The organism is Saonia sp., from assembly GCF_056326165.1.
On sequence record NZ_JBWFBN010000005.1, the window covers coordinates 35,964 to 50,887 of the forward strand.

Sequence of the window (14,924 nt, forward strand, 5' to 3'; positions counted from 1 at the left end):
GTAGTTTCAGGATGCTTTTGTATTTTTATCTATGTGGCATTTTTTAAAATCAATCTTTTACACATCTTTTCTACTTGATGAAAAAAATAGTATGAAAAAATTTTTAGTTGTGGGCTTGGGGAATATTGGCCCTGAATATGAAAACACTAGACATAATATCGGGTTTAAAATTCTTGATTTTCTAGCGAAAAAAAAGGAAGTAAATTTTGAGTTGAATAAGCTTGGCGCTACTGCTACCATAAAAATTAAAGGAAAAAGTGTTCTGCTGTTAAAGCCGTCTACCTATATGAACAGAAGTGGGAAAGCCGTGAAATATTGGTTGGAAAAAGAAAAAATTCCCTTAGAAAATCTTCTAGTAATAACCGATGACATAAACCTTTCTTTTGGGACCATTAGAATTAAGGCCAAAGGAAGTGATGGTGGTCACAATGGCCTTAAGGATATTCAAAATTTATTGCAAACAACAACGTACAACAGGTTTAGATTTGGCATAGGTTCTGGCTTTTCCAAAGGCAGGCAAGTAGATTATGTTTTGGGCGAATGGAACGATGAGGAAGCAACTGGCTTGTCAGAAAGATTGGAAAAATCTTCAGAAGCCATACATTCTTTTGTGCTTTCTGGTTTACATAACACAATGAACCAATTTAATGGTTCTTAACTACAAAGCCTTAAATTGAAAAATTCCGGAGTCTGATGTATTCCCTTCTAAATCTCGGGTCACAATTCTCCAATAATAGGTTGCTTCAGACATAACACTCACTTTGTGGACAGTATCATCGGACGATAAGGAAGTAACTAATGTATTTGCCGTGGACTCAGTTCCAAAATAAACTTCAAAAACATCAATATCATCTTCTATATCCGCCCCAGACCAATTTAATTCTATTTCATTATTTATGTCTTTTAAAACTGAGGCTCCAGATTCAGGAAAAATAACCTGGGCAGGAAATGGTGCATACGTTGTTTGTGAACCCTCATTGTAAAACTGCCATGTCTCACTTGATGCTGTTTCATTTACCTTAGTATTTTTTGAAATCACTACCCACGAAAAAGGCTCTCCTTTTTCCAAAGGTAATTTTGCAGATAAAGAAGCTGTATTTATTTTTTGAGTAATTCCAGTAGTTAAATTACTTACATTTAATTCATAGGTTTCAGTGTCATCAGAGGCCATCCATCTAAATTCCACATTACTTGTAGTCTCATCTAAAGATTCTCCCGTAGTACACTCCGAGTCTTGGTTAGGAAAAACCAAAATACTGGATTTTGGTGCTTTTGGCGCAGATTTTTTCTTGCATCCAAAGACCACTATACAACATATAAAAATTACAAGACGCCTCATCTCTTAATGACTTTAAATACCCTATTTATTTCCTTACTTTCAAGATTTATGAAATACACTCCAGATGGGTATTCATAAAATTGTAGTTCTATTTCTCCATTTACCACATTCTTTTTAACCGTTCTTATAAGCTTTCCATTCAGGGCATAAATATTTATTGTAATATCCTCATTTAAACCTACAAACACCTTTACACTATCAACAAAAGGATTAGGGTAAACCGATGGTTCTTTAAATACAGCATATGCTTCTTCAAAACTTCCTTGACATGGTAAGTTGGTATATACCTTTAATTGATTTCTTCCATTTTTTAAATCCAATTCTATTTCCTTTTCCTCCGTTTGCATCAAAAGCCCATTAAGTTCAATATTAAATAAAGAGGAACCACTAAGGGTGAGCAAAGCTATTTTACCATCAGCAGAAACTTTGGATGTAACACCCAAGGGTTCTGGTTGAGTAATTATAGCTTCAAAACAATGGGCTTCATAAGTAATTATTCCATCGGTCCCTGTAATACATATGGTGTATGTACCAGCTGTCAAATTACCCATGGTATAGGTATCCATAAAATTATCTGTTGAGTTTACCCCATTACCGGTAAGAGTTACAGTATAGTCAATAGTCTGGTCTATAGCAATAATTTCAATAGAACCATTATTACTATTTATACAGGATTCACTATTGATGGCTATAGAAAAATTATTTGTTGGGAACCTGTAAATGGCACATCCATCAACATTGACTTCGGCACCTTTTGGAGTGCCTAAACAAAGGTCATCACCATCATCATAAACACCATCTTCATCAGCGTCTGGTCTAAAATTACCTTCGACACAAATATCCAATGTAAATGAGTTTAAAAAACCCCCATCTGAAGGTGCGGTATCCTGAATCTCCAAAATCCACTCTCCAAAAGTAGATTCCCCATTAAAGGAAGCCAATGAACCCAATGGTTTTACAATACCGCCAATGGAAGGTTGTACTACGCCATCCACTACTTGGTTATTTCCACATACGAAAGGACTAGCATCATCATCAAAAGTGGCATTGATATTTATTCTGTCTCCACAAGAACTTGAAGTTAAGACAACTGTAGTCCCAGATGGAGAGGTCAAAGAAACAACTAAATCAGCCAAAAAGCTATGTTCTATATCTAAGTTTATATTTACATCAGAAATTGGCAAGTCTTCCAAAAAAGTAATTGTAGAGGAAACGGTTGGCGTTCCCACGGCAGAAATTTCTATTGGTAAATTCTTTGCCACCAAGTTTATACAACTTATTTGTATAGTAGTAAAACTGAATGGCGTACTAAAAACCCCTTCCCCGCAATCATTTTTTGGCTTTACCCTCCAAAAATAAACAGTCTCTGTATCTAAATTTGATGCTTCATACGAATTAAAAATAACTGTTGCAGATTCAATGATATTTGTAAACAAATCATCCGTAGCCACTTCTATATCATAAGAAGTGGCATTTGCCTCTTCATCCCATTGTAAAATTTGTGTCTCACTGGCATCTACCATTCCATCAATTGGCGATGTAAGATTGACCTCCGAAAAAGTAGAATTATCTATCTCCAATTGCAAAACAACCTCTTTAGTAATACTGGTTGATGTTGCTGTAACAGTAATTGGGTAGCTTCCTGTAGCCAGCCCAACGGTATTCGATAAAGTAATGTCTACAGGTGTATTGATAGTTGCCGTAGTTGGAGAAAATACCACTCCCAAACCAACAGGAGCATCTGGAATCGAAAAAGTAACCTCCTCATTAAACCCTAAAAAAGTTTGATAATTAAATGGCACCACCAAATCAGCTGGTTGGCATACAGAATACTCTAATCCATCAAAAGCCAATACAACTTCCGACGCAGTAATTGTAAAATCTGAAGTATTCACAGCAAAAAATACGTTGTTGCTTGCTTTAACCATGAGTCGAGCTGCAGTAGTTGTTACTCCTGGCAATAAAATAGATTGCAAACCATCATTGGGAACATCATCCGCTACTTGGATAGGAAAAGAAATTCCACCATCTATAGAAAGAAAAATATCGACCATTTGTGCATTTACCGGAGCATTACTGGTATTGGCAACGTCCCATGTAATTTCTTGTATTGAACCAGCAACATATACTTCATTGGTTACTTGTGAAGTGACCAAAAAAGGGCCTGCTGCATTAACTACATTTATTTTAACCAAATCTGAAACTACCTGTCCTCCGTCATCTGCATTGTCTCTAACTGTTAGGGCAAAATTCATTTCTCTTTCCACATTAGAAACTGTTTCCCATTCAGAACCTTCAGTTGGGTTAGTCTGAGTAAGATTCCCTTGAATTACGCTTGAAAGCATGGGAAAATAACGTTCTGGCTCTATAGTTGGTTTTTGTGACCTAAAATTTGCCCCACTTGGATTGTTTGGTCCAAAAGTAGTCGCAGTGACAACTCCATCATCTATTTGCTCCCATGCGTAAGTAAGTATGTTCCCCAAATCTGGGTCCGAAGCATTACCAGACAAAACAAAAGCCGTAGATTTTGGAATAGAATAATCCCCTACTGGAAACAGTACAGGTGGGTTATTGCTCATGGCAATTTGCTCACCACAACTAGTGGTTGCCAAATACTCTGTAATTTGAAGAATACTATAGTAATGAAAATAATCGTCCCCATTGGGTGCCACATTGTTTCCTTCCACAATTCCGGCGTAACCCATAATAGTTGTACCACTGGCTGGTTCGGCTTGTACTAAAGTTCCTTCAGATTCAAAAGACCATGTATGGTTGGCCCCAAATTGATGTCCCAACTCATGGGCGACAAAATCAAGATCAAAAAGGTCTCCCTGTGGGTCTAAACCAGATGAAAAAGCACTTCCCTTTCTATTATCTGCACAAACCGAACCTACAAAACCCGCATTTCCGTTGTTATCATCATTATGAAAAAGATGTCCTACATCATAATTTTCCTCTCCAATAATACTTGTAAGTGTGTTTTGAGTTTCAGAATTTAAATTTCCATTGTAAGGGTCTGTTGCCGCATCCATAAAAATCACCAAATCATTATTAGAAACCAATTCTAATGTAACTCCCAAATCTGTTTCAAAAACCTCATTTACCCTTGTCAATGTTGCGTTTATAGCCGCTAAAGCATCTGCAACAGTTCCTCCATGGTATTGAGTATATTCTCCAGTAGCTGATACTGCTATTCTATATTTCCTAAGAATTTGGTCATCCACCAAAGCAAAAGGGATTGTTTCAATATTGTTCTGAATCTTTGCCTGAGTATCACATATAAATCCATCCTTGGAAGAAAAGTTGGCATCTCTTGCGTACACAACATATTTATTATCGTCTTTGTTGGCTTTCTGCATAAAAACGCTTTCGCTTTTGTCCGTTTGGACAATCATACTTTGCATTCCGTTATGAGAAATACTAAAGCTAATTCTTTTGCTCCTGTCCTCTAATCCATACCCTGCATATGATTTTATTCCTGGGTATTTTAAAGCCAATTGGCTTGACAAAATGGATTTTTCCTTAACCTTAAAAGGAATATAATTCCCCTCTATATCTGGAAAATAAACCACTTTGGAGGCATTCTTATTTATAGCTAAAGACGTAAGTTCATTTTTAAGAACTTCTGGTTTAAGTGTAAATAACTTGGTCTTGTTTACATCCAACTTTTGCATGGATTTTTCCATAGTAACAGTTCTTGGATTGCCCTCTTCCCAGTACTTGGTTTGGGCAGAACCGTAAAAGCAGAGAAAAGTTATGGAAAATGAAAAAACAAGACGTAATTTTGTAAGCATCCAAGGGGTATTAACTAGTTCAAATGTAATCCTTTTTTATTTTTCCAATCTGTGATAACAGTCCAAAGCATTTCCAAATACGACAAAAAACATTCCACTGCCATAACCATTGGGACTTTTGATGGTGTGCACGTTGGCCACAAAAAAATATTAGAAAAGCTCATAAATAATGCCAAAGATTTAAATTTAAAATCAACCGTACTTACTTTTTTTCCTCACCCAAGAATGGTTCTACAAAAAGATGCAGATATTAAACTTTTGAATACCATTGATGAAAGAATACAGATTCTTGAAGAATCTGGTTTAGATTACCTTATAATACATCCCTTTACCAAAGAGTTTTCTCGGCTATCCGCTACAGAATTTGTTCGGGATATTTTGGTAAACGATTTAAAAATAAAAAAAATAGTCCTTGGTTATGACCATAGGTTCGGTAGAAATCGCAATGCTAATATAAATGACCTTATTTCCTTTGGAAATGCGCTAGATTTTGAGGTAGAAGAAATTCCAGCACAAGAAATTGATGATGTATCAGTAAGTTCAACCAAAATTAGAAAAGCGTTGTCCAATGGTGATATTAAGATAGCCAACACTTATTTAGGATACAATTATATGTTAACGGGCATCGTTAAAAAAGGTAAGGGTTTGGGTCGAACAATAGGATTCCCAACCGCTAATCTTAAGATAGAAGAAACGTACAAACTTATACCTAAAAATGGTGTTTATGTTGTTGAAGCCGTTCTGAACAATGCCAAAGTATGTGGCATGATGAATATTGGTTACAACCCTACCGTTGATGGAACGGGTAAAAATATTGAAATCCATTTTTTTGATTTTAATAAAGACCTTTACGGTCAAAAAATACAGGTTTCTATTTTAGATCGCATTCGGGATGAGCACAAGTTCAATTCTGTTGATGCCCTTAAAGAGCAATTGCAGAAAGACAGAGAAACCTCCCTCTCTATTCTATCCAAATAAATATGCTAAACCGATTCCTTTTTAAAAAAATCGATAATAGCCCACTCATTCTGTTTCGTATTTTTTTTGGAATTCTAATTGCTTGTGAATGTTATGGAGCCATTTTAACAGGTTGGGTAAGAATAAACCTTGTAGAACCTGAATTCACTTTTAATTTTGTTGGTTTTGATTGGTTACAGTTATTAGTTGGAAATGGCATGTATGTCTATTTCTTTATCATGGGTTCTTTGGGCATTCTAATCGCACTGGGTTACAAATATAGGTTTGGTATCATCTCTTTTACCATTATGTGGACCGGAGCGTATCTAATGCAAAAAACATCCTACAACAACCACTACTATTTATTGATTTTAATTTCTTTTTTAATGATTTTTATGCCCGCCCACAAGAATATATCATTGGATGCAAAATACACGCCGTCCATAAAAACAAATGGTATGCCAAATTGGGTAAAATGGGCAGTAGTGGCACAATTGTTTATTGTCTATACCTATGCTTCCTTGGCCAAATTATATGCGGACTGGATTGATTTTACTTTTGTAAAAATATTGATGCAGGGAAAAGCCAATTATTTTTTGATTGGTGAATTTTTACAACAGCCACAGGTACACAAAGCAGTGGCCATTTTTGGTATTTTGTTCGATTTTTTAATTATTCCTGCCCTGCTATGGAAACCAACCAGAAAAATTGCTTTTTGTTTTGCAATTTTCTTTCATCTTTTTAATTCCGTAGTATTCCAAATAGGTATTTTTCCTTATTTATCCTTGGCATTTATTGTCTTCTTTTTTGATGGAAAGACAATAAGAAACATCTTCTTTAAAAAGAAGCCACTGTATACTGATGATGAAACTCAATCACCTTCATATAAAAAGTTCTTTTTAATTGGTGCCAGTATCTATTTTCTAATTCAGTTAATATTACCTATTCGCCATTATTTTATTAAAGATGATGTATTGTGGACTGAAGAAGGTCATCGAATGAGTTGGCGTATGATGCTTAGAAGTAGGTCTGGAACTATCACTTTCAAAACCAAGAACAAAAAATCAGGGCAGATTGAAACAATAAAAACAACTGATTATCTCAGCAAAAAACAAGCAAAAAGAATAGCTGCGTATCCAGATTTTATATGGCAATTCGCTCAGCACTTAAAAAAAGAATATGCTAATGATGGGCAAGATGTTGAGGTACACGCCGTAAATTCTAGAGTTAGCATCAATGGAAAAGCATCCAAACCTTTTATAGACCCACAAGTAGATTTGGCTAGTGTACCTTGGAATTCTTTTTCCCATAGTGAATGGATTTTACCATTGTCAAAAGAGATGGAGTAACTTATATCAATAGAAACCGGCTTTAATAATGGTTCATCAACTACCATAAATTTTCCCATTGATACATTGGTCAATTAAACTTAACTTTGTCCCTTAAATTTTATAAAAATGTTGCAATTACAGGTCATTAGGGAAAACAAGGACAAAATCATAAAAGCATTGAATAAACGCAATTTAGATGCTTCCTCCCTATTGGATACTATTTTGCAATTAGATGAAAAAAGAAGAGCAACACAAACTCAGTTGGATGCAACTTTGGCAGAGGCCAACAGTCTTTCCAAAGAAATAGGCATGCTATTTAAAACTGGAAAAGCCCAGGAAGCCAATACCCTAAAAGAAAAAACTGGTACACTCAAGGAAGATTCTAAAAAACTAGGAGAAGACTTAAACACCACTGCTGAAGAATTACAAGATTTATTATATCAAATCCCCAATATACCTCATATATCTGTGCCTGCTGGAAGTACAGAAGAGGATAACGAAGAGGTTTTTAAAGAGGGGAATATTCCCGTGCTCTCTGGTGATGCTTTACCACATTGGGAGTTGGCAAAAAAATATGACATTATAGATTTTGAATTGGGTGTAAAAATTACAGGAGCAGGTTTTCCCGTTTACAAAGGAAAAGGTGCAAGATTACAACGAGCTCTTATTTCCTATTTTTTGGATAAAAATACAGAAGCTGGCTACAAAGAAATTCAAGTTCCGCATTTGGTAAACGAGGCTTCAGGTTACGGTACTGGTCAGTTGCCAGATAAAGAAGGACAAATGTATCACGTAGGGGCAGATAATTTATATTTAATTCCAACTGCTGAAGTTCCTGTTACCAATATTTTTAGAAATGAAATCGTAAATGAAAAAGATTTTCCTATTTGCTTAACTGGTTATACACCTTGTTTTAGAAGAGAAGCTGGTAGTTATGGTGCTCACGTACGTGGGCTGAACCGTTTGCATCAATTTGACAAAGTAGAAATAGTGCGTGTTGAGCACCCAAACAATTCATATGCTGCATTGAACGGAATGGTAGATCATGTAAAAGATATTCTGCGAGATTTAAAATTACCCTATCGCATTCTTCGTCTTTGTGGTGGTGATTTAGGGTTTACATCGGCTCTTACCTATGATTTTGAAGTATTTTCTACCGCCCAGGACCGTTGGTTAGAAATAAGTTCTGTTTCTAATTTTGAAACCTATCAAGCCAATAGGCTTAAGCTTCGTTTTAAGGATAAAAATGGGAAAAGTCAGTTGGCCCACACCTTAAATGGCAGTTCTTTGGCCTTGCCCAGGGTTTTGGCCGGAATTTTGGAAAATTACCAAACGCCGGAAGGAATAAAAATTCCAGAGGTTTTGGTTCCTTACACCGGGTTTGATATTATAAATTAAGTTACATCTGTTCTGGTTTTTTTAAAGAACATATTGATGACTGGTTTTAAAATTCAAATTCCCATTTATAAATCCCTTAACACCAATTTTCCACAATCTGCGTATCTTTGGAAAAACAACGCTTTTGAGGTCCCTGCTTTTTATTCTTGCTCTTTGTTGCCTGCAGTTTGGGTTTGGCCAAGACGATTTTTTGGCAAAACAGTACCTCAATGATGGAGAATATGAAAAGGCTGTTGTTTTTTATGAAAAACTGGTAGAGCAAAATCCCCGTAGAACAGATTATTTTGATGGTCTAATTGAATGTTATCAGCAATTGGAACGGTACCAAGAAGTGGAAACATTTCTGCTCAAAAAAATAAATGCAGGTAATGTATACCCTGTTCTTTTTGTTGAATTGGGATATAACTTTACGTTACAGAACATGGCTGAAAAAGCCACTATCTATTATGATGAAGCTATCCTTAAGATTAAGGAAAATCCAAATTTTGGATATGGAGTTGGTTTTCGGTTTCAAAAATATGCTTTGTTGGATTATGCAGTAAAGGCATATACAAAAGCTATGGAATTAAATCCTGAGTTAGACTTTAATTTTCAACTAGCTCGCATTTATGGAGAACAGGGAAATATTTCCAAAATGTACGATAGCTACCTAGAACTCATAGTAATTGGCAGGTCATCCAAGTCCAATGTCCTGCGAAACATAGATGATTTTATTGCTGAGGACCCAGAAAATGAAAACAACATTTTACTTAAAAAAACATTATTACTGAAAGCTCAAAAAAATCCAAATGTGTTGTGGAATGAGCTTTTAAGCTGGCTTTTTGTTCAGCAAAAACAATATAAAAGTGCTTTTACTCAAGAAAAAGCAATTTATAAAAGACAGGAAGAAAGTTCATTGGCTCGCATGGAAAATTTGGGAGAAATTACCTTGGAAGATAATGCTATTACCGATGCAAAAAACATTTTCCAATATATTGTTGATAAGGGTCGCGACCCCATTACTAGATTAAATGCCGAGTTAAATCTTATTGACATTGACCTGCTAGATGGTGATTCCAAAAAGTATGATGAAGTCCAAAAAAAATTTGATAAACTGATAGAACAATATGGTTATCAACCCAATACATTACAATTGCCCATAGCTTATGCCAACTTCCTAACATTTAAAAAAGAAGAGCCAAAACGTGCTACAGATATTTTAAAAAACAACCTAGAACTGCCTTTAAATAGGTTTGGGGAAGGGTATATTAAAATGGCATTGGGTGATATTCTGGTATTTGACAAAAAGTTTAATGAAGCACTTATCTACTTTTCTCAAATCCAACAAAAATTAAAAAACGATGTCATGGGGCAAAATGCCCGTTTTAAAGTAGCTCAAACCAGTTTTTATAAAGGTGATTTTGATTGGGCTCTTACCCAATTGAAAGTCCTTAGAGGTTCAACCTCACAACTAATTGCCAATGATGCCATGCAGCTGAGTTTATTAATATCGGACAACTCCTTGGAAGATTCCACACAAACGGCACTTAAAAAATATGCTAGAGCAGATTTATTGGGCTATCAAAACAAAACAAAAGAGGCCATTAAAGCTTTGGAAGATATACTGCAAAACCATAAAGGTGAGAAAATTGAAGATGAGGCTTTGCTAAAACAAGGGCAATTATTGGAGAAGCAGAAAGATTATGAGGCCGCAAAGTTCAATTATCTAAAAATAGTGGAATTCTATGGAAATGATATTTTAGCCGATGATGCACATTTTGCCATAGCAGAACTTTATAAAAATATTCTTAATCAACCAGAGTTGGCCAAACAACATTATGAGAAAATACTCTATAACTATCAAGACAGTTATTATTTTCCACAAGCACGAAAGAATTTTAGAATATTAAGAGGGGATTCTATTAATTAAAAATATGATTATATACAACGTCACCATAAATATAGATGAATTGGTTCATGACAAATTTGTATCATGGATGAGGGAAATTCACATTCCAGATGTATTGGCAACAGGAAAATTTCTCAATGCAAAAATGAGCAGAATTCTAGTGGAAGAAGAAATAGGTGGCACTTCTTATTCTATTCAATATACAACCATAGATAGGGAAACTTTGAATAAATATTATAAAGAGGACGCAGATCGGTTAAGAAAAAATGTGGCAAAAGAGTTTCCAAATAAGTTTGTGGCATTTAGAACAGAATTAGAAGTAATAAGCGAGCATTAGATATAATTGAAAACAACAGAGTTTTTATTTACATACGGTACCTTACAAGACCTTCAGGTTCAACAGTATATTTTTGGAAGAATTTTAGATGGAGAGCCAGATTTTCTCCTTGGCCACAAACGATTGATCAATGCAGTTTATGGCAAATATCCATTGGTGATGAAAACAGAAAATAAAAATGATTTAGTCTCAGGAATGGTTTACAAAATTACCAATGAAGAGCTTTTGAAGACAGATGTTTATGAAACCAGTGCCTACAGAAGAGAAAAAGTGACCTTAAAATCTGGTACTGATGCTTGGGTCTATGTAGAAAATTTAGATTGATAAAATGTCCAAAAAGAAAAAATACAGCTCCAATTTTAAAAATGGAAATCAAAGAAATTGGAAGGAAGAAAGTCCCGTTAAGGCAAAAAAATATTTGGGGCAGCATTTTTTAAAGGACGAAAAAATTGCCAAGGATATTGCTGATACCCTATCTCTATCTGGGTACAAAAATGTACTAGAAATTGGTCCTGGAACTGGCGTACTTACAAAATATTTATTAGCCCATGATATAGATTTGGTTGCTATGGACTTGGACGAGGAATCCATCATCTATCTAAATCATAGTTTTGCATTGGAACACCCAGAAACCAAACAAAGAAAAGGAACTTTCAAGGTTTTGGAAGCAGATTTTCTAAAATATGATATATCTACCCTCTTTGGTAGTGACCAGTTTGCAATTACCGGTAATTTTCCATACAACATATCTACACAAATTGTTTTTAAAATGCTTGAGTTAAAAGAGCAAATTCCAGAATTTACTGGTATGTTTCAAAAAGAAGTAGCCCAACGTATTTGTGAAAAAGAAGGAAGCAAGGCCTATGGAATTCTATCGGTATTTGTACAAGCATTTTATGATGCAGAATATTTATTTACTGTTCCCCCTTCTGTTTTTGAACCACCCCCAAAAGTTCAATCTGGTGTGCTTCGACTAAAGAGAAAAGAAAAATATGACATTGGCTGTGATGAAAAACTTTTTTTTAAGGTAATAAAAACAGCCTTTAACCAACGTAGAAAAACATTGCGCAACAGTTTAAAAACCTTTGCACTTTCCGATGTTTTAAAAGAAGATACTATCTTTGACCAACGCCCAGAACAATTATCTGTACTGGATTTTATTGCACTGACCAAGAAGATAGACCATGACACCGTTTAAACTTACAGACGAACTTGTAGTTGAAATTGAACAGCTTATAGAAAACCTAAAGGGAAAAGAACTTACTGCCCTTATGGATGGGTATCACTATGCGGATATTGCGGAAATCATTAATGAACTTAATGAGGATGAGGCCACCTATCTTATTAAACTTTTGGACAGTGATAAAACCTCTGACATTCTTACTGAATTAGACGAGGATGTTCGTGAGTCCATTCTAAATAACCTTTCCGCAAAAGAAATTGCGGAAGAGCTAGATGAACTAGACACAGATGATGCTGCCGATATTGTTGCAGAGCTTCCAGATGAAATTGTAAAGGATGTTATCTCAAATATTGAGGATAAGGAACACGCCAAGGACATTGTTGACCTTCTTAGGTACGATGAAAATTCTGCTGGGGGACTTATGGCTAAAGAGTTGGTTAAGGTAAATGAAAACTGGACGGTTACCAGATGTGTTCGGGAAATGCGTTCACAAGCAGAAAACGTAACTAGAGTACATTCTATTTATGTAGTGGATAATGACGAGGTATTAAAAGGCCGTTTATCGCTCAAAGATTTGCTAACAGTATCCACAGAAACCCATATCAAGGAAATTTATATCCCCAAAGTAGATGCTGTAAATGTAAATGAGGACCCAGAGGAGGTGGCTAAAATAATGTCCAAATACGATTTGGAAGCAATCCCTGTAGTTGATGAAATAGGAAGGCTTGTTGGTAGAATTACTATTGATGACATTATAGATGTAATTAAAGAAGAAGCCGAAAAAGATTATCAATTGGCCGCTGGTATCTCTCAAGTTGTAGAAGCAGATGATAGTATCTGGGATTTAACACGTGCTAGACTTCCATGGTTAATCTTAGGTCTTTTTGGAGGAGTTGGTGCAGCCGTAATTATGGGCAGTTTCGAGGAAATTATTAGTAATCATGCCATTCTGTTTTTATTTACACCTTTAATTGCAGCCATGGCTGGTAATGTTGGTGTACAATCCAGTGCTATTATTGTTCAAGGATTAGCAAATGATGATTTAAAAGGCAGTATTAGTAATCGTCTGTGGAAAGAAATGTTGTTAGCTTTACTAAATGGAATTATTTTGGCATCAATCCTTTTGCTTTTTACGTGGTTGTGGAAAGGCGATTTTTATACCGCTTTGGCAATTTCTATATCTCTAATAGTTGTTATAGTTGTAGCTGGGATTATTGGCACCTTTGTACCTTTGTTTTTGGACAAAAGAGGTATAGACCCCGCAATTGCTACTGGCCCTTTTATTACCACTAGCAATGACATTTTTGGAATTCTTATCTACTTTATGATAGCCAAATTGGTATTGGGTATTTAAATAAAATTCTAACAATGAAATCCATCAACCTTAAAGAAAAACATGCCGAGTTTACCAAACAGTGGCATCCTCACCAAATTGCTATTGTAGACAATATGCAAGTCCTTTTAGCAAAAGTAAATGGAGAATTTGTGTGGCATGCCCATGAAAACGAGGATGAACTTTTCCAAGTATTAAAAGGCACTTTGTATATGCAATTTAGGGACAGAACCGAAGTTGTAAAAGAGGGTGAAATCATTGTAGTACCTAAGGGTGTTGAACATAATCCCATGACCAAAAATGGTGAAGAGGTTCATGTGCTTCTTTTTGAAAAGCTAACGACCTCACATACCGGAAATGTGCAACACGAAAAAACACAAACAAAATACCCAAAGATTTAATGAAAGTACTTCACCTAGATACCAATCACCCATTGATTATAGAGCAATTCAGTGGATTGGGTTTTGAAAATCATGAAGATTATACCTCAACCAAAGAAGAAATTGAGGCTAAAATTCATGAGTATGATGGAGTAATCATAAGGTCAAGGTTTACAATTGACCAAACTTTTTTAGACAAAGCAACCAATTTAAAATTCATTGGGCGTTTAGGTGCTGGTCTAGAAAATATTGACACTGATTATGCCAAACAAAAAGGAGTTTTTTTAGCTTCAGCACCCGAGGGCAATAGAAATGCCGTTGGAGAACATACTTTAGGTATGTTGCTTTCGCTCTTCAATAAATTGAACAAAGCTGATAAAGAAGTTCGTTCAGGGAAATGGGACAGAGAAGGTAATCGTGGAATTGAACTGGATGGTTTAACAGTTGGAATTATTGGTTATGGCAATATGGGAAAAGCATTTTCCAAAAAACTCCTGGGATTTGATGTGGAAGTTCTTTGTTACGATATTGTTGGTGGTGTAGGTAACGAAAATGCCCGTCAAGTGGGTATTCTGGAATTTCAGCAAAAGGTAGATATAGTGAGTTTGCATGTGCCACAAACGGAATTAACTATTGGAATGATAAATTCCGAATTCATAAACGCTTTTCAAAAACCATTTTGGCTTTTCAATACGGCTCGTGGTAAAGCTGTTATTACAAAAGATTTGGTCGAGGCCTTAAAATCTGGAAAAATTTTAGGTGCCGGATTGGATGTATTGGAATATGAAAAAAAGTCTTTTGAAAACCTCTTTAATACTGGTGTCTCCCCGAGCGGAGTCGAGGGGTCTATCCCCGAAGCCTTCCAATATTTAATTGAAGCAGAAAATGTGCTCTTAACTCCTCACGTAGCAGGTTGGACAGTAGAAAGTAAAATAAAATTGGCTCAGACCATTGTGGACAAAGTCAAAGCAAAATTTTGCTAAA

General features: G+C 35.5%; 13 protein-coding genes. 11 read left to right on the forward strand and 2 right to left on the reverse strand.

Annotation, left to right across the window (positions count from 1 at the left end; translation table 11 throughout):
* The first annotated feature begins 31 nt into the window (after positions 1–31).
* A complete protein-coding gene (gene pth, locus AC000W_RS06175) occupies positions 32–658 on the forward strand; it encodes an aminoacyl-tRNA hydrolase (RefSeq protein WP_474746891.1) in 627 nt (208 codons plus the stop codon).
* On the opposite strand, the gene AC000W_RS06180 is transcribed toward pth, so the two are convergent.
* Complete coding sequence (locus tag AC000W_RS06180) at positions 659–1,339, reverse strand: hypothetical protein (protein ID WP_474746893.1); 681 nt, start codon at positions 1,337–1,339, stop codon at positions 659–661.
* Complete coding sequence (locus AC000W_RS06185; RefSeq protein WP_474746894.1) at positions 1,336–5,133, reverse strand: reprolysin-like metallopeptidase; 3,798 nt, start codon at positions 5,131–5,133, stop codon at positions 1,336–1,338. The genes AC000W_RS06180 and AC000W_RS06185 overlap by 4 nt, the downstream gene beginning before the upstream one ends.
* A gap of 51 nt (positions 5,134–5,184) precedes the next feature.
* On the opposite strand from AC000W_RS06185, the gene AC000W_RS06190 reads away from it, so the two are divergent.
* The 10 genes from AC000W_RS06190 to AC000W_RS06235 all read left to right on the forward strand — a co-directional run bounded on the left by AC000W_RS06190 (position 5,185) and on the right by AC000W_RS06235 (position 14,923).
* Entirely contained in the window at positions 5,185–6,111 is a 927-nt protein-coding gene (locus AC000W_RS06190) for a bifunctional riboflavin kinase/FAD synthetase (protein WP_474746895.1), read from the forward strand.
* A 2-nt stretch (positions 6,112–6,113) separates the two neighbouring features.
* The gene (locus AC000W_RS06195; protein ID WP_474746897.1) at positions 6,114–7,439 is read left to right on the forward strand and encodes an HTTM domain-containing protein; all 1,326 of its coding nucleotides are present in this window, start codon (positions 6,114–6,116) and stop codon (positions 7,437–7,439) included.
* Positions 7,440–7,547: 108 nt separating this feature from the next.
* Positions 7,548–8,819, forward strand: a complete 1,272-nt coding sequence (gene serS, locus AC000W_RS06200; protein WP_474746898.1) for a serine--tRNA ligase — start codon at positions 7,548–7,550, stop codon at positions 8,817–8,819.
* Between the two features lie 124 nt (positions 8,820–8,943).
* A complete protein-coding gene (locus tag AC000W_RS06205; RefSeq protein WP_474746900.1) occupies positions 8,944–10,728 on the forward strand; it encodes a tetratricopeptide repeat protein in 1,785 nt (594 codons plus the stop codon).
* A 4-nt stretch (positions 10,729–10,732) separates the two neighbouring features.
* Positions 10,733–11,044: a DUF4286 family protein gene (locus AC000W_RS06210; RefSeq protein WP_474746901.1), complete on the forward strand. Its 312-nt coding sequence runs from the start codon at positions 10,733–10,735 to the stop codon at positions 11,042–11,044.
* A 6-nt stretch (positions 11,045–11,050) separates the two neighbouring features.
* Positions 11,051–11,368 (forward strand): gamma-glutamylcyclotransferase family protein, encoded by a 318-nt coding sequence (locus AC000W_RS06215; protein WP_474746903.1) that lies wholly within the window; start codon positions 11,051–11,053, stop codon positions 11,366–11,368.
* 4 nt (positions 11,369–11,372) lie between these two features.
* Positions 11,373–12,242 carry a 16S rRNA (adenine(1518)-N(6)/adenine(1519)-N(6))-dimethyltransferase RsmA gene (rsmA, locus tag AC000W_RS06220; protein WP_474746905.1) on the forward strand — a complete coding sequence of 290 codons (870 nt, stop codon included), beginning with the start codon at positions 11,373–11,375 and terminating at the stop codon, positions 12,240–12,242.
* Positions 12,229–13,581, forward strand: coding sequence for a magnesium transporter (gene mgtE, locus AC000W_RS06225; RefSeq protein ID WP_474746907.1), 1,353 nt, complete (start codon positions 12,229–12,231; stop codon positions 13,579–13,581). Before rsmA ends, mgtE begins: the two co-directional genes overlap by 14 nt.
* Positions 13,582–13,595: 14 nt before the next feature.
* On the forward strand, positions 13,596–13,961 hold the full coding sequence (locus AC000W_RS06230; RefSeq protein ID WP_474746908.1) for a cupin domain-containing protein: 366 nt from the start codon (positions 13,596–13,598) through the stop codon (positions 13,959–13,961).
* Positions 13,961–14,923 carry a 2-hydroxyacid dehydrogenase gene (locus AC000W_RS06235; RefSeq protein ID WP_474746910.1) on the forward strand — a complete coding sequence of 321 codons (963 nt, stop codon included), beginning with the start codon at positions 13,961–13,963 and terminating at the stop codon, positions 14,921–14,923. The genes AC000W_RS06230 and AC000W_RS06235 overlap by 1 nt, the downstream gene beginning before the upstream one ends.
* Position 14,924 lies beyond the last annotated feature (1 nt).

Excerpts from the sequence above, each read along its gene's own strand:
- pth (WP_474746891.1), top strand. The coding sequence starts at position 32 with ATGTGGCATTTTTTAAAATCAATCTTTTACACATCTTTTCTACTTGAT.
- AC000W_RS06180 (WP_474746893.1), bottom strand. The coding sequence starts at position 1,339 with ATGAGGCGTCTTGTAATTTTTATATGTTGTATAGTGGTCTTTGGATGC.
- AC000W_RS06185 (WP_474746894.1), bottom strand. The coding sequence starts at position 5,133 with ATGCTTACAAAATTACGTCTTGTTTTTTCATTTTCCATAACTTTTCTC.
- AC000W_RS06195 (WP_474746897.1), top strand. The coding sequence starts at position 6,114 with ATGCTAAACCGATTCCTTTTTAAAAAAATCGATAATAGCCCACTCATT.
- serS (WP_474746898.1), top strand. The coding sequence starts at position 7,548 with ATGTTGCAATTACAGGTCATTAGGGAAAACAAGGACAAAATCATAAAA.
- AC000W_RS06210 (WP_474746901.1), top strand. The coding sequence starts at position 10,733 with ATGATTATATACAACGTCACCATAAATATAGATGAATTGGTTCATGAC.
- rsmA (WP_474746905.1), top strand. The coding sequence starts at position 11,373 with ATGTCCAAAAAGAAAAAATACAGCTCCAATTTTAAAAATGGAAATCAA.
- mgtE (WP_474746907.1), top strand. The coding sequence starts at position 12,229 with ATGACACCGTTTAAACTTACAGACGAACTTGTAGTTGAAATTGAACAG.
- AC000W_RS06230 (WP_474746908.1), top strand. The coding sequence starts at position 13,596 with ATGAAATCCATCAACCTTAAAGAAAAACATGCCGAGTTTACCAAACAG.
- AC000W_RS06235 (WP_474746910.1), top strand. The coding sequence starts at position 13,961 with ATGAAAGTACTTCACCTAGATACCAATCACCCATTGATTATAGAGCAA.